At 73.5% G+C, this 15439-nt stretch carries 12 protein-coding genes; 8 read left to right on the top strand and 4 right to left on the bottom strand.

Features of this window, described 5'->3' with window-relative positions; translation table 11 throughout:
* The first annotated feature begins 39 nt into the window (after positions 1-39).
* Positions 40-1254 (top strand): cation:proton antiporter, encoded by a 1215-nt coding sequence (locus ACN9MM_RS14235; RefSeq protein ID WP_426363968.1) that lies wholly within the window; start codon positions 40-42, stop codon positions 1252-1254.
* 10 nt (positions 1255-1264) lie between these two features.
* Here the strand turns inward: ACN9MM_RS14235 and ACN9MM_RS14230 are convergent, their stop codons facing one another.
* Positions 1265-1888 carry a TetR/AcrR family transcriptional regulator gene (locus ACN9MM_RS14230; RefSeq protein WP_426363967.1) on the bottom strand — a complete coding sequence of 208 codons (624 nt, stop codon included), beginning with the start codon at positions 1886-1888 and terminating at the stop codon, positions 1265-1267.
* Between the two features lie 164 nt (positions 1889-2052).
* Here ACN9MM_RS14230 and ACN9MM_RS14225 point away from each other — a divergent pair, with 164 nt between their 5' ends.
* Complete coding sequence (locus tag ACN9MM_RS14225) at positions 2053-4380, top strand: MMPL family transporter (protein WP_426363966.1); 2328 nt, start codon at positions 2053-2055, stop codon at positions 4378-4380.
* A 64-nt stretch (positions 4381-4444) separates the two neighbouring features.
* On the opposite strand, the gene ACN9MM_RS14220 is transcribed toward ACN9MM_RS14225, so the two are convergent.
* The gene (locus tag ACN9MM_RS14220) at positions 4445-4642 is read right to left on the bottom strand and encodes a helix-turn-helix transcriptional regulator (protein ID WP_426363965.1); all 198 of its coding nucleotides are present in this window, start codon (positions 4640-4642) and stop codon (positions 4445-4447) included.
* A 270-nt stretch (positions 4643-4912) separates the two neighbouring features.
* On the bottom strand, positions 4913-5866 hold the full coding sequence (locus ACN9MM_RS14215) for a sugar phosphate isomerase/epimerase family protein (protein WP_426363964.1): 954 nt from the start codon (positions 5864-5866) through the stop codon (positions 4913-4915).
* Positions 5867-6047: 181 nt separating this feature from the next.
* Here ACN9MM_RS14215 and iolC point away from each other — a divergent pair, with 181 nt between their 5' ends.
* Genes iolC through mmsA form a run of 4 tightly spaced genes read left to right on the top strand, consistent with a single transcriptional unit; the run spans position 6048 to position 11181 of the window.
* Entirely contained in the window at positions 6048-6995 is a 948-nt protein-coding gene (iolC, locus tag ACN9MM_RS14210) for a 5-dehydro-2-deoxygluconokinase (RefSeq protein ID WP_426368740.1), read from the top strand.
* 9 nt (positions 6996-7004) lie between these two features.
* The gene (gene iolB / locus ACN9MM_RS14205) at positions 7005-7817 is read left to right on the top strand and encodes a 5-deoxy-glucuronate isomerase (protein WP_426363963.1); all 813 of its coding nucleotides are present in this window, start codon (positions 7005-7007) and stop codon (positions 7815-7817) included.
* Complete coding sequence (gene iolD, locus ACN9MM_RS14200) at positions 7814-9664, top strand: 3D-(3,5/4)-trihydroxycyclohexane-1,2-dione acylhydrolase (decyclizing) (RefSeq protein WP_426363962.1); 1851 nt, start codon at positions 7814-7816, stop codon at positions 9662-9664. The genes iolB and iolD overlap by 4 nt, the downstream gene beginning before the upstream one ends.
* Before the next feature lie 14 nt (positions 9665-9678).
* Positions 9679-11181, top strand: a complete 1503-nt coding sequence (gene mmsA, locus ACN9MM_RS14195) for a CoA-acylating methylmalonate-semialdehyde dehydrogenase (protein ID WP_426363961.1) — start codon at positions 9679-9681, stop codon at positions 11179-11181.
* A gap of 169 nt (positions 11182-11350) precedes the next feature.
* Here mmsA and ACN9MM_RS14190 read toward each other — a convergent pair whose 3' ends face one another.
* Positions 11351-11779, bottom strand: a complete 429-nt coding sequence (locus ACN9MM_RS14190) for a GNAT family N-acetyltransferase (RefSeq protein ID WP_426363960.1) — start codon at positions 11777-11779, stop codon at positions 11351-11353.
* Between the two features lie 127 nt (positions 11780-11906).
* On the opposite strand from ACN9MM_RS14190, the gene ACN9MM_RS14185 reads away from it, so the two are divergent.
* Together ACN9MM_RS14185 and ACN9MM_RS14180 are read left to right on the top strand one after the other, a co-directional pair.
* On the top strand, positions 11907-14552 hold the full coding sequence (locus ACN9MM_RS14185; protein ID WP_426363959.1) for an alpha/beta fold hydrolase: 2646 nt from the start codon (positions 11907-11909) through the stop codon (positions 14550-14552).
* Positions 14549-15424 (top strand): ABC transporter permease, encoded by an 876-nt coding sequence (locus ACN9MM_RS14180; protein ID WP_383662187.1) that lies wholly within the window; start codon positions 14549-14551, stop codon positions 15422-15424. The genes ACN9MM_RS14185 and ACN9MM_RS14180 overlap by 4 nt, the downstream gene beginning before the upstream one ends.
* Positions 15425-15439 lie beyond the last annotated feature (15 nt).

The raw sequence follows: 15439 nt of genomic DNA, 5'->3' as shown, positions 1-15439 counted from the left end.
GTGGAGGTGTCCGGCCGGAGCCTATGGTAAACACCCGATATGTCGCATTCGGGGAGCACGCTCATCCTGATCATGGCGATCGCCGTCCTGGCGCCGCTGCTCGCCTACGCGGTGGGGCGCAGGCTCCCCGTCCCCCTGGTCATCTTCGAGATCCTGCTCGGCATCCTCATCGGCCCCGACGTCCTGGACTGGGCCCGCCCCGACGCGCTGATCGACGGGCTCTCGCAGCTCGGCCTGGCCATGCTGATCTTCCTCGCCGGGTACGAGATCGAGTTCGGCAAGGTCCGCGGCGACACCCTCCGGCGCTCCGTGTGGGCCTGGCTGACCGCCCTCGGTCTCGGGCTCGCCACCGGCGTCCTGCTCGGCGGCGGCTACACCAAGGGCGTCTTCATCGGCGTCGCCCTGACCAGCACCGCGCTCGGCACGGTCCTGCCGGTGCTGCGCGACGCCGGCGACCTCCACGGGCGGTTCGGCTCGGTCGTCATGGCCTTCGGCGCGGTCGGCGAGTTCGGTCCGATCATCGCGATGGCGCTGCTGCTCAGCGGGAGGGGCGCCGCCGAGTCCACCGCCCTCCTCGCCGTCTTCGCCGCGCTCACCGCCGGAGCCGTCCTCTGGGCGCTGCGGCCCCGGCCGCCGTGGTTCTCCACGGTCATCGCCAAGACCCTGCACAGCAGCGGCCAGTTCGCGGTCCGCTTCGTCTTCCTGCTGCTCGCGCTCATGCTCGGGGCGTCGACCGCGCTCGGGCTCGACGTACTGCTCGGCGCGTTCGCGGCCGGACTCATCACCCGGCTGGTGCTGACCGGGGCCGCGCCCGAGGCGGGGCCGCAGATCCTGGAGAAGGTCGAGGGCGTCGGCTTCGGCTTCCTCGTCCCGGTGTTCTTCGTCGTCACCGGGATCGAGTTCGACCTGGACTCGCTCCTCGACGGGGGCAGGACCCTGCTCCTGCTGCCGGTCTTCCTGCTGCTCTTCCTGGTCGTGCGCGGCGGGCCGATCTGGTTCCTCGCGCCGCGCGACCTCGGCCGCCGGGACCGGGGCGGCCTCGTCCTGTACGGCTCCACGGCGCTGCCGCTCGTCGTCGCGATCACCACCATCGGCGTGGACGACAAGGAGATGACGGCCGGCGAGGCGGCGGCACTCGTCGGGGCGGGCATGCTCTCCGTGCTGGTCTTCCCGCTGCTGGCCCTGAAGCTGCGGGCGCGGGCGGGCGAGAAGGCGCTGCCCGCGGAGTCGGTCGGCGGCTCGGAGTCGTGGTGAGTGACGAGCTTTAGCGGGGAGAGTCGACCAGCGGGGAGAGGTAGCGCAGGAGGACGGTCTTCAGTTCGGTGATCGTCGCGTCCCGCTCCGCCCCCTCGGGCGAGGCCAGGACGAGCCCCAGGCCGCCCTTGAAGATCGCGAAGGTCATGTCGGCGATCCTGGCGCGCTCCTCCGGGGTCAGCTCGGGGGCGAAGTGCGCGATCACGTCCCGCACCGAGTTCAGCAGGCCGGCGTGCAGGGCGTCGTGCTCCTCGGCGATCCGGCCGGGCACCTCGGAGCCGTGCATGAGCGCGAGGAAGACCGGGTTCTCGCAGTTGAACGCGATCATCGGGTCGACCACCACGTCCAGCATCTCGGGTAGCGGCAGGGCCAGGTTCGCCGGGGTGAACGCCTGGCCGTGGGCCGCCCTCATCTCGCTCAGGAGGCGCTCGCCGAGCTCTATCGCGATGGCCTCCTTGTTCGGGAAGTACTGGTAGAGCGTGCCGGGCGAGACGCTCGCCTCGCGGGCGATCGCGTTGGTGCTGGTCGCCGTGTACCCGTACGCGCAGAAGACGTTCGCGGCGGCCTGGAGCAGCTGTGCGATACGGCGCTCGCCGCGTGCCTGGCGGCGGCGTGGCTTCGGTTCTTCGGACATGACTGTCCCCAGGTCTCCTCGACACGTTTGACAAACGCGAGAGGTCGCTCGCATTCTTAGGAAACGCGAGCGATCACTCGTGTTTGCCAGTCTATGGCAATGGGCGGCCCCTGCGACCTGCCGGGAAGCGCGTGCAGGGGCCACGGTGAAGGGGACACCGCGTCATGTCCGAAGTCAAGAAAACGGCCCCCGGTGGCGGGCGCGGCGGGGGATGGACGCGGTTCGTGACCGCGAGGCCGCGCCTCACCCTCCTGGTGGCCCTCGTGCTGACGGCCCTCGCCGTCCTCGCGGGCGGCGGCGTCGCCGACCGCATGGGCAGCGGCGGCTGGGAGGACCCGGCCGCCGAGTCCACGTACGCCACGAAGGCCCTGGAGCGGCAGTTCCCCGGCTCCCAGCCGAACGTGCTGCTGCTCGTCGACGCCGGAGCCCCCGGGGTCGACGCCCCGGCCGTCGCCGCCGAGGCCCGGCGGCTCGCCGAGCGGCTCGACGCCGAACCGGGCGTCGACGGCGTCGGCTCCTACTGGTCCACCGGCTCGCCCGCCCTCCGCTCCGAGGACGGCCGCCAGGCCGTGATCGCCGCGAGGATCGCCGGCGAGGAGAAGGACGCCGCCGCCGTCCTCGACCGGATCGCCCCCGCGTACCGGGGCACCCACGGCCCCGTCGAGGTCTCCCTCGGCGGCGGGCTCGCCGTCCGGCACGAGATGCAGACGGTCATCCAGGAGGACCTGCTGCGGGCCGAGCTCATCGCCCTGCCCCTCACGCTCGTCCTGCTCGTCATGGTCTTCGGCAGCGCCGTCGCCGCCCTGCTGCCGCTCGGCGTCGGCATCGTCGCCATCCTCGGCACCAACGCCGTCCTGCGCGGCATCACCGAGTTCACCGACGTCTCCGTCTTCGCGCAGAACCTGACGACCGCCCTCGGGCTCGGACTCGCCATCGACTACGCCCTGTTCGTCGTCCGCCGCTACCGCGAGGAGCTCGTGGCCGGCGCCGACACGTACGCGGCCGTCCGCACGACGCTGCGCACCGCCGGGCGGACCGTGCTCTTCTCCGCCCTGACCGTCGCCGTCTCGCTCGCCGCGATGCTGGTCTTCCCGCAGTACTTCCTGCGCTCCTTCGCGTACGCCGGGATCGCCGTCGTCCTGCTCGCCGCCACCGCCGCGCTCACCCTGCTCCCCGCCGCCCTCGTGCTGCTCGGCGACCGGGTCAACGCCCTCGACCTGCGACGCCTCCTGCGACGCGGCCGGGCAACCGGGAAGGACACGGCCGGGACGGGCCGGGACGACTCCGCCGGGGCGGGCGCGGACGCCGCCGGAGCCGGTGGCCGGGACGACTCCGCCGGGGCCGGCTGGGGGCGGGCCGCCGCCCTCGTGATGCGCCGGGCGCCCGTCTTCGCCGTCGTCACCACCGCCGGGCTCGTCCTCCTCGGGCTGCCCTTCCTCGGCGTGAGGTTCGGCACCGCCGACGACCGCCAGCTCCCCGTCACCGCCTCCTCCCGGGTCGTCCAGGACCAGCTGCGGGACGGCTTCCCCGGCAACCCGGGCGGCGGCCTCACCGTCCTCGCCGAGGGGACGGCCATGCCCGCGCAGTACGCCGGCTACCGCGAGCGCATCGCCGCCCTCGACGGTGTCGCCCGGGCCGAGGGTCCCGTCACCGACGGCGGCGGATCCGCCTACTTCACCGTGGTGCCCGACGGGGAGACCGTCGGCGCCGGCGCCCAGCGGGTCGTCGGGGAACTGCGCGCGGCCGAGGCCCCGTTCACGACCACCGTCACCGGACCGGCCGCCGTCCTCGTCGACTCCAAGGACGCCATCGGCGACCGCCTGCCCTGGGCGGCCGGGATCATCGTCCTCGTCACCCTGCTCCTCGTCTTCCTGCTCACCGGCAGCGTCGTCGTCCCCGTCCAGGCCGTCCTCCTCAACGCCCTGAGCCTCACGGCGATGTTCGGCGCCGTCGTCTGGGTCTTCCAGGAGGGGCACCTCGCCGGGTTCCTCGGCTTCACCTCCACCGGCGACATCGAGACCACCCTGCCCGTGCTGATGTTCTGCGTGGCCTTCGGACTCTCCATGGACTACGGGGTGTTCCTGCTCTCCCGCATCAAGGAGGAGTACGACGCCACCGGCGACCACGAGCACTCCGTCCGCTTCGGGCTGCGCCACACGGGCGGCCTGATCACCGCCGCCGCCGTGATCCTCGCCGTCGTCATGGTCGCCATCGGCACCTCCCGCGTCACCAACACCAAGATGCTCGGACTCGGCGTCGCGCTCGCCGTCCTCATGGACGCGATGGTGGTCCGCAGCCTCCTCGTCCCCTCCGTGATGAAGCTGACCGGCCGCCTCACCTGGTGGGCACCGGCCCCGCTGCGCCGCTTCCACGACCGCTTCGGCATCAGCGAGACGGACGCCCCTGCGGACACCGGGGACGGATCAGGCACCGACACCGCCACCGACGCGGCCACCGACGCCGACGGGAGGACGTACAGCGCCGTCCGCTGACCCGCGCGGCGCGACGCCGGGCTCCGGAGGGGGAACCGGAGCCCGGCGCGCGTCACCGGGCGGGTCAGTCGCGGCGGGCCCGGTTGCCGGGGCGGCTGGCGACCCAGGCGCGGATCGTGTCCGCGTACCAGTAGGGCCTGCCCGACTCCACGTGGTCGGGTGCCGGAAGAAGCCCGTGCTTCCGATAGGAGCGGACCGTGTCGGGCTGCACCTTGATGTGTGCGGCGATGTCCTTGTACGACCAGAGCCTTGTGTCCGTCATGCCCGGTACCTCCCTGCGCGCCACGCAGCGGCGGCAGGGGCTGCCGTTCGGGGGCGCTGCGGGCGGGCGTCGGTGATCAAGCGATCAATCAGCCTCTGCCCGGTGCAACGCCCCTTCCGGCAGGAGGAGAGCGGCTGTCGACCGCCTGTGACGCACAGCCCGCGTAACGGAGACAAGCGTGACGAAAGGGGGATCCGCGTGACGGAACCGGCACACACGCTCCTCGGTGTGTCCGCGTGCGTCACCCCTGGTCAGAGCGGTATGCGCCGGTCACACGCCGCACGAGCGGAGGAAGCGCCGGGTCCGCAGGGCGATCGGGTACGGGACGTCCGGCCCGCACGGGTACATGTCCTGCTCGACGATCGCGAACAGGTCCACGTCCAGGGCCGACGCGGCGGCGAGCACCGGTTCGAGCGCGGGCACCCCGGACGGCGGCTCGCACATCACCCCCCGCGCCACGGCCGGACCGAACGGCACCCCCTCGGCCACCACGCCGGCCAGCACCTCCGGGTCGACCTGCTTGAGGTGGAGGTAGCCGATCCGCTCCCCGTACGTCTCGATCAGCTTGACGCTGTCCCCGCCGGCGTACGCGTAGTGGCCGGTGTCCAGGCAGAGCGCGACCGCGGCCGGGTCGGTGGCGTCGAGGAAGCGCGTCACGCTCTCCTCGCCGTCGAGGTGGGTGTCGGCGTGCGGATGGACCACGATCCGCAGCCCGTACCGCTCGCGCACCTCCCGGCCCAGGCGCTCCGTCAGCCGGGTCAGGTCCCGCCACTGCCCGGCCGTGAGCACGGGCTCCTCCAGGACCTCGCCCGTCCGGTCGTCCCGCCAGAACGACGGGATGACGACCAGGTGCCCGGCGCCCACGGCCTGCGCGAGGGCGGCGTTCTCGGCGACGTGCGCCCAGGTCCGGTCCCAGACGTCCGGGCCGTGGTGCAGCCCGGTGAAGACGGTGCCCGCCGAGACCCGGAGCCCGCGCCGGGCGGTCTCCTCCGCCAGGACGGCCGGATCGGTCGGGAGATAGCCGTACGGTCCCAGCTCGATCCACCCGTAGCCGGCGCCCGACACCTCGTCGAGGAAGCGCTGCCACGGCACCTGCCGGGGATCGTCGGCGAACCACACCCCCCACGAGTCGGGGGCCGATCCGATGCGGATCCGGGACGGTGGCGACGGCTGCGGCGGACGGGGCGAGGGCGGTGCTGACGGCTGCGGCGACGGCTTCGTCATGACTGCCACCTTGGCCGCGGCCCGAGAGCACCGTCAAGCCGATCGGGCCGCCCGACGGCGTCCGAATGTCCGGACATATCGTTGACACGCCTCCGGGCGGACGGCTAGACCTGGGTGCGGAGCCGAGGGCGACCGAGCCGAGAGGTGGCGCGTGGAGACGGAGCCGTACGACCTGATCGCCATGGGCCGCCTCGGTGTGGACCTGTACCCGCTCCAGTCCGGTGTCGGACTCGACCGGGTCGAGACCTTCAGCAGGTTCCTCGGCGGCTCCGCGGCCAACGTTGCCGTCGCCGCCGCCCGCCTCGGCCGCCGCACCGCGCTCGTCTCCCGCACCGGCGCCGACCCCTTCGGCACCTATCTGCGCCGCGAGCTCAAGGGCTTCGGCGTGGACGGCCACTGGGTGACCGAGGTCGACGCGCACCCCACCCCCGTCACCTTCTGCGCGCTCTTCCCGCCCGACGACTTCCCGCTCTACTTCTACCGCCGCCCCCGGGCCCCCGACCTGGAGATCCGGCCCGAGGAACTGGACCTCGACGCGATCCGCGCCGCCCGGGTCTTCTGGGCGACCGGCACCGGCCTGTGCGCCGAACCCAGCCGCACCGCGACCCTGGAGGCGCTGCGGGCCCGGTCCGGCCGGGAGACGACGGTCCTCGACCTGGACTGGCGGCCGATGTTCTGGACGGACCCGGCGGCCGCCCGCCCGTACTACACCGAGGCCCTGCGGCACGCGACCGTCGCCGTCGGCAACCTCGACGAGTGCGAGGTCGCCACCGGGGAGCGGGAGCCCGAGGCCGCCGCCCGCGCCCTCCTCGCGGCCGGCGCGGTCCGGCTCGCCGTCGTCAAACAGGGCCCCGCGGGCGTCCTGGCGCTCGCCGCCGACGGGACCCGGGCCGAGGTGCCTCCGCTCCCGGTCGAGGTCGTCAACGGGCTCGGCGCGGGCGACGCGTTCGGCGGGGCCCTCGTCCACGGACTGCTCGCCGGAAACGACCTCGGCACGGTCCTGCGCCACGCCAACGCCGCCGGCGCGATCGTCGCGGGCCGCCTCGCGTGCTCCTCCGCCATGCCGGACGCCGCGGAGATCGCCGAAGCCCTCGCCACGGGCACGGGATCGATCCGGGAACCGGGGTAGGGATCCGCCATGGACACGAGCCTCCACCTCCCCGCCGGGACCGCCGCCCACGGCCCGTACGCCGTCGACATCGACCCCGGGCGGGCCGGATGGACGTACTCCGCGCTCCGCGTCCTCACCCTCGGACCGGGGGAGAACCACTCCTTCGGGAGCGGGGATTTCGAATGGGCCGTGCTTCCCCTCTCCGGTGCCTGTAGCGTGCGCGTCGACGGCGAGATCATCGAACTCCTGGGCCGCGCGAGCGTGTTCGAAGGAGTGACCGACTTCGCGTACGTACCGCGCGACGCCCATGCCCAGATCGCCTCCGGCGCGGGAGGCCGCTTCGCTTTGGCAGGAGCGAAGTGCGAGCGAAGACTCCCCGCCCGCTACGGCCCCGCGCCGGAGGTTCCCGTCGAGACCCGGGGCAGCGGAAACCGCGCGCGCCTCGTACGGAACTTCGCCTCGGCGGACGCCTTCGCGTGCGACCGGCTCATCGCCGTCGAGGTCGTCACGCCCGGCGGGAACTGGTCCTCCTACCCGCCCCACAAGCACGACGAGCACCGCCCGGGCGCCGAGTCCGCCCTGGAGGAGATCTACTACTACGAGATCGCCGGCCCGCGCGGCCTCGCCTACCAGCGGATCTCGCCCTCCCGGCCCGGCGGCGCCGACCTCCTCGCCGAGGTCCGGGACGGCGACGCGGTCCTCGTGCCCGACGGCTGGCACGGGCCCTCGATCGCCCAGCCGGGGCACGACCTCTACTACCTCAACGTCATGGCGGGCCCCGGAGCCGAGAGGGAGTGGAAGATCTGCTTCCACCCGGACCACACGGAGGGATACGCATGAGGCTCACCGTCGCGCAGGCCCTCGTCCGCTTCCTCGCCGCCCAGCACACCGAACGCGACGGCGAACGGCACCGGCTGATCGCCGCCACCTGGGGCATCTTCGGCCACGGGAACGTCGCCGGGATCGGGCAGGCGCTGGTCGAGGAGAAGGGCATGCCCTTCCACCAGGGCCGCAACGAGCAGGCCATGGTGCACGCCGCCGTCGGCTACGCCCGCCAGCGGAACCGGCTCTCCGCGCACGCCGTCACCACCTCCATCGGCCCCGGCGCCACCAACCTCGTCACCGGCGCCGCCCTCGCCACGGTCAACCACCTCCCGGTGCTGCTCCTGCCCGGCGACACCTTCGCGACCCGCCCCGCCGACCCCGTCCTCCAGCAGCTCCAGGTCCCCTACGCGGGCGAGGTGTCCGTCAACGACTGCCTCCGCCCGGTGTCCCGGTACTTCGACCGGGTCACCCGGCCCGAGGCCCTCGTCCCGGCCGCCCTCGCCGCCGTCCGGGTCCTCACCGACCCCGCCGAGACCGGCGCCGTGACCCTCGCCCTGCCCCAGGACGTCCAGGCGGAGGCGTACGACTGGCCGGAGGAGTTCTTCGCCGAGCGGATCTGGCGGATCCGCCGCCCCCGCCCCGACACCGCCGAACTCGACGCCGCCGTCCGCGCCGTGAAGGCCGCGGAACGGCCCCTGATCATCGCCGGCGGCGGCGTGCGGCACAGCCGCGCCGAGGACGCGCTGCGCGAGCTGGCCGAGCGCACCGGCCTGCCCGTCGCCACCACCCAGGCCGGCAAGGGCGTCCTCCCGTACGACCACCCCTGCGACGTCGGCGGCATCGGCCACACCGGCACCGCCACCGCCGACGCCCTCGCCCGCACCAGCGACCTGATCATCGGCGTCGGCACCCGGTACACCGACTTCACCACCGCGTCCGGAACCCTCTTCCGCCCCGACACGCCCGTCCTCAACCTCAACATCACCGGCTTCGACGCCCACAAGCAGGCCGCGCTGCCCCTCGTCGCCGACGCCCGCGAGGGCCTCACCGCCCTCACCGGGGCGCTCGGCGGCCACCGGCGGACCACGGCCGACTGGTCCCGCTCGAAGGCCGAGTGGCAGGAGCGGACCGACGCGGCCTACGCCGTCCCCGACGAGGACGCCCGCCCCACCCAGACCCAGGTGCTCGGCGCACTCGACACTCTGGTCGACGCCCGCGACATCCTGATCAACGCCGCGGGCTCGCTCCCCGGCGACCTCCACAAGCTGTGGCGGACCCGCTCGCGGGACCAGTACCACGTCGAGTACGGCTACTCCTGCATGGGATACGAGATCCCCGCAGCGATCGGCGTCCTCCTCGCCGCGCCCGGCCGACCCGTCTGGGCGCTCGTCGGCGACGGTACATACTTGATGAATCCCACCGAGATCGTCACAGCCGTCCAGGAACGACTGCCCCTGAAGCTGGTGATCCTGCAGAACCACGGGTACGCCTCCATCGGCGGCCTCTCCGAGGCCGTCGGAGCCGAGCGGTACGGCACCGACTACCGGCACCGGGCGGACGACGGGAGCTTCACCGGACCGCCGCTCCCCGTCGACCTCGGAGCCAACGCCGCCTCCCTCGGCATGCGGGTACTGCGCCCCCGCACCGTGCGTGACCTGCGAGAAGCCCTCGCGGACGCCCGGGCGGCCACGGAACCCACATGTGTCTACGTCGAGACCGAAACGGCAGACAGTGTGTCGGGCCCGCCCCCGGCCCAGGCGTGGTGGGATGTGCCCGTGGCCGAGACGTCGACCCGCCCGTCGGCGGCGAAGGCCCGCGAGGAGTACGACCGGCACGTCACCGCCCGACGCCGCCATCTCTGAAGGAGTAACTCGTCATGACGAAGAGCGTCCACCACTGGATCGGTGGCAAGACCGTCGAGGGCACGTCGGGCAACTGGGGCCCGGTCACCGACCCGGCCACCGGCGCCGTGACCACCCAGGTCGCCCTCGCCTCCGTGGAGGAGGTCGACGCGGCCGTCGCCGCCGCGAAGGAGGCCTTCGCCACCTGGGGCACCTCCTCGCTGGCCCAGCGCACCACGATCCTCTTCAAGTTCCGCGCGCTGCTCGACGCCAACCGCGACGCGATCGCCGAGCTGATCGTCGCCGAGCACGGCAAGGTCCACTCGGACGCGCTCGGCGAGGTCGCCCGCGGCCTGGAGATCGTCGACCTGGCCTGCGGCATCACCACCCAGCTCAAGGGCGAGCTCTCCACCCAGGTCTCGAACCGCGTGGACGTGGCGTCGATCCGCCAGCCCGTCGGCGTCGTCGCCGGCATCACGCCCTTCAACTTCCCGGCCATGGTGCCGATGTGGATGTTCCCGATCGCCATCGCGACCGGCAACACCTTCATCCTCAAGCCGAGCGAGAAGGACCCGTCGCCGTCCCTGAAGATCGCCGAACTTCTCGCCGAGGCGGGCCTCCCGGACGGCGTCTTCAACGTCCTGCACGGTGACAAGGTGGCCGTCGACCGCCTCCTGGAGCACCCGGACGTCTCCGCGATCTCCTTCGTCGGCTCGACCCCGATCGCCCGGTACATCCACACCACCGCCTCCGCCAACGGCAAGCGCGTCCAGGCGCTCGGCGGCGCGAAGAACCACATGCTGGTCCTCCCGGACGCCGACCTCGACGCGGCGGCCGACGCGGCCGTCTCGGCGGCGTACGGCTCCGCCGGCGAGCGCTGCATGGCGATCTCGGCGGTCGTGGCCGTCGGCTCCATCGGCGACGAGCTCGTCCAGAAGATCCGCGAGCGCGCCGAGAAGATCAAGATCGGCCCCGGCACCGACCCCACCTCCGAGATGGGCCCGCTCATCACGGCCGTCCACCGCGACAAGGTCGCCTCCTACGTCCACGGCGCGGCGGACGAGGGCTGCGAGGTCGTCCTCGACGGCACGGGCTACACGGTCGACGGCCACGAGAACGGCCACTGGATCGGCCTGTCCCTCCTGGACCACGTGCCGACCTCCGCCAAGGCCTACCAGGACGAGATCTTCGGCCCGGTCCTCTGCGTGCTGCGCACCGAGACGTACGAGGAGGGCCTCGCCCTCATCAACGCCTCGCCGTTCGGCAACGGCACCGCGATCTTCACCCGCGACGGCGGCGCCGCCCGCCGCTTCCAGCTGGAGGTCGAGGCCGGCATGGTCGGCGTGAACGTGCCGATCCCGGTGCCGGTGGGCTACCACTCCTTCGGTGGCTGGAAGGACTCGCTCTTCGGCGACCACCACATCTACGGCAACGACGGCGTGCACTTCTACACCCGCGGCAAGGTCGTCACCACCCGCTGGCCGGACCCGTCCGACGCCCCCGCGGGCGTGGACCTGGGCTTCCCGCGCAACCACTGATCCACCTGATCCGCCGCAAGCACTGATCCACCTGATCCACCTGATCCGCGCCTGATCCAGGCCTGATCCACGTCCGATGTCCCCGGGGCGCGCTCCCCGGGGACATCGGACGTCCAGGCGTCCGCCGGGTCAGCCGCCGGGGCAGCCGTCGGGTCAGGCGTCCGCCGGGTCAGCCGTCCGCGTCCTCGCCCAGCGGCCAGCCGCGCATCGCGAACACGCCCTCGTCCACCGAGCCCGCCGAGCGGTACGTGGCCAGGGCGGGGGCGTTGTCCGTGTCGAGGCCGACCCAGGCGCCGTAGCAGCCGCGCTCCCGCGCCTCCGCCACCAGCGCCTCCGTCAGCGCGCGCCCGATCCCGCGCCGCCGGTGTCCCTCGTCCACGGACAGCTCGTACAGGCACATCTCCGTGCCCTTGTCGGGGTGCAGCATCTCGATCCCGGAGACGAAACCGGCCGGGAAGCCGTCCTCCGCGTACGCGATCAGCATCAGGTGTCCCGGCGCCGCCAGGAAGCGCGCCGCCCACGCCTCCCGGGGCGGCCCGTCGTACAGGTGCCCCACCGCGAGGAGCTCCGCCACCGTCGTCGCCCGCCGGATCTCCACGCCGCCTCCCCGTGTCCGCGTACCGCGCCCGCTGTACGCGGACCATACTGCGTACGACCTGAGGAGGCCGCCGATTTCCGTCCGTGGGCAGCCGTGCCGTGCGGCGGCGCCGCTTAGGCTCGACGCCATGCGACTCCGACTTCCCCGGTGGGCCGCGGTCACCGCAGCGCTCGCCGTCCTCGCGGGTGCCGGCACCTGGACCGCCGTCGCCCAGGACGATCCACCGCCCGTGCACCGCGCGGACCGGATGCTCGACGTCGACGGGGTACGGCTCGACACCTCGTACTTCACCGGCGCGGGCGACGGACGGCGCCCCGCCGTCCTCCTCGGCCACGGCTTCGGCGGCTCCAAGGGCGACGTCCGCGCCCAGGCCGAGGGCCTCGCCCGCGAGGGCTACGCCGTCCTCACCTGGTCCGCCCGCGGCTTCGGCGCCTCCACCGGCGAGATCGGGCTCAACGACCCGGACCACGAGGTCAAGGACGTCTCGAAGCTGATCGACTGGCTCGCCGCCCGCCCCGAGGTCCTCCTCGACAGGCCCGGCGACCCGCGCGTCGGCGTCACCGGCGCCTCCTACGGGGGCGCGATCTCCCTGCTCGCCGCCGGGTACGACCCGCGCGTCGACGCGATCGCCCCTCAGATCACGTACTGGAACCTCGCCGACGCCCTCTTCCCGCAGGGCGTCTTCAAGAAGCTCTGGGCCGGGATCTTCTTCTCGACGGGCTCCCCGGCCCGGGGCGGCTCCCCGGCCACGGGCGACACCTGCGGCCGGTTCACCGCCGAGCTCTGCTCCCTCTACCAGCGCGTCGCCGTCGCCGGGAAGCCCGACGCCGACGCCCGCGCCCTGCTCGAAGCCCGCAGCCCCTCCGCCGTCGGCGCGCGCGTCAAGGTGCCCGCCCTCCTCGTCCAGGGCCAGTCCGACTCGCTGTTCACCCTCGCCCAGTCCGACGCCATGGCCCGCACCCTCACGGCCAACGGCGCCCCCGTCGCCGTCGACTGGATCGCCGGCGGCCACGACGGCGGCGACCGCGAGACCGACCGCGTCGAGCGCCGCGTCACCACCTGGTTCGACCGCTGGCTGAAGCGCGACACCTCCGTCGACACCGGCCCCGCCTTCCGCGTCAGCCGCACCGGCGGCGTCGACTCCACCGACGGGCGGGCCACCCTGCGCGCCGCGACCGCCGGCCGCTACCCGGGCCTCACCTCCGGCACCACGGACCTCGCCCTCGGCGGCGCCCCGCAGACCTTCACGAACCCGCCCGGCGCCGCACCCCCCGCCGTCTCGGCCGTCCCCGGCCTCGGCGGCGGACTGTCCGGCCTGTCCTCCCTCGGCGTCGGACTCTCCCTCGACTTCCCCGGCCAGCACGCCCGGTTCGAAGCGAAGCCGCAGGCCGGAGCCCTGCGCGTCACCGGCACGCCGACCGTCCGCGTCAAGGTCACCTCCACCGCCGCCGACGGCTCCGCCGTCCTCTTCGCCAAGGTGTACGACGTCGGGCCGGACGGACGGCAGCAGGTGCTGCCCGCCCAGCTCGTCGCCCCCGTCCGCGTCGAGGGCGCCAAGGCCGGGAAGAGCGTCACGCTGACCCTGCCCGCGATCGACCACGAGGTGGAGGCCGGGCACCGGCTGCGGCTGGTCGTCGCCGCCACCGACCTCGGCTACGCCTCCCCGGTGGTCCCCGCCCGCTACACCGTCGCCGTCGCGGGCCCGCTCACCGTCCCCACCGCGCCCGGCCTCGCCACCCAGGCCGCCGCCCTCCCCTGGTGGGTGTGGGGCCTGCCGCTCCTCGGCCTCGCCGGCGCCGCCGCGCTGCTGCTGACCGCCCGCCGCCGGACGGCCGCCCCCGCGCCCGACCCGGAACTCGCCGCCGTACCCCTCCAGATCACCGGCCTGTCGAAGAAGTACAAGGGCGGCGACCGGTACAGCGTCCGCGAGGTGTCCTTCCGCGTCGAGCAGGGCCAGGTCCTCGGTCTCCTCGGTCCTAACGGCGCGGGCAAGACCACCACCCTGCGCATGCTGATGGGCCTCATCACCCCCGACGAGGGCGAGATCCGGGTCTTCGGCCAGGCCATCAGGCCCGGCGCCCCGGTCCTCTCCCGCGTCGGCGCCTTCGTCGAGGGCGCCGGATTCCTGCCGCACCTGTCCGGCCGGGAGAACCTGGACCTGTACTGGAAGGCCACCGGCCGTCCCGCCGAGGACGCCCACGTCGACGAGGCCCTGCGGATCGCGAACCTGGGCGGCGCCCTCGAACGCGCCGTCCGCACCTACTCGCAGGGCATGCGGCAGCGCCTCGCCCTCGCCCAGGCCATGCTCGGCCTGCCCGACCTGCTGATCCTCGACGAGCCGACCAACGGGCTCGACCCGCCGCAGATCCGCGAGATGCGCGAGGTGATGATCCGGTACGCGGCCGGGGGCCGGACCGTCATCGTCTCCAGCCACCTCCTCGCCGAGGTCGAGCAGTCCTGCACGCATCTGGTCGTCATGGACCGGGGCCGACTCGTGCAGGCCGGACCGGTCGCCGAGATCACCGGCTCCGGCTCCACCCTCCTGGTGAGCCTGGGCGGGGAGATCGACGACGCCCTCGTCGAGAAGATCGACGCCCTGCCGGGCATCGGCGCGGCGACCCGCACCGAGGGAGGGATCCTGGTCCGCCTCGACGGCACCGACCCGACCGCCCTCATCGGCGAACTCGTCCGCCTGGACGTGCCCCTGACCGGCGTCGGCCCCCACCGGCGTCTGGAGGACGCGTTCCTGACCCTGATCGGAGGAGCCGCGTGACCACCACGACCACCCCGGCCACCACCTCGACGAGCGCCCCCGGCTACCGGCCCGGACGCACCCTGCCCCTGCGCGTCGAGGCCCTCCGCCAGTGGAAGCGCCGGCGCACCCTGGTCATGGGCGGCATCCTCGTCGCCCTGCCGTTCGTCCTGATCGCGGCCTTCGCGATCGGCGGCTCCGGCGACGGCGACCGCAACGGCCGCATCACCCTCATGGACACGGCGACGGCCTCCGGCGCCAACTTCGCGGCGACCTGCCTCTTCGTCTCGGCCGGCTTCCTCCTCGTCATCCCCGTCGCGCTGTTCTGCGGGGACACCATCGCCTCCGAGGCGAGCTGGTCCTCCCTCCGGTACCTGCTCGCCGCGCCCGTCCCGCGCTCCCGGCTCCTCGCCTCCAAGCTGACGGTCGCCCTCGGCTACAGCGCGGCCGCGATGGTCCTCCTGCCGCTCGTGGCCCTGGCGGCGGGCACGGTCGCCTACGGCTGGGGACCGCTCCGGCTGCCGACGGGCGGCTCGGTGCCCGCCGGGGACGCCCTGCTCAGGATCGGGATCGCCGTCGCCTTCGTCTTCGCCTCCCAACTGGTCACCGCCGGGCTCGCCTTCTGGCTGTCCACCCGCACCGACGCCCCGCTCGGCGCGGTGGGCGGCGCCGTCGGCCTCACGATCGTCGGCAACGTCCTCGACGCCGTCACCGCCCTCGGCGACTGGCGCGACTACCTGCCCGCGCACTGGCAGTTCGCCTGGATCGACGCGCTCCAGCCCCAGCTGGAGTGGGGCGGCATGGTGAAGGGCACGGCGATCTCCCTGACGTACGCCCTGGTGCTCTTCGCACTCGCCTTCCGCGGCTTCGCCCGCAAGGACATCGTGTCGTAGCGGGTCCTGCAACCA

It is taken from the genome of Streptomyces sp. E-08, assembly GCF_049913095.1.
In the GTDB taxonomy this organism is placed as follows: Bacteria; Actinomycetota; Actinomycetes; order Streptomycetales; family Streptomycetaceae; genus Streptomyces.
Note: the sequence above shows the minus strand (reverse complement) of the source record. Positions and strands in the feature narration are given on the sequence as shown.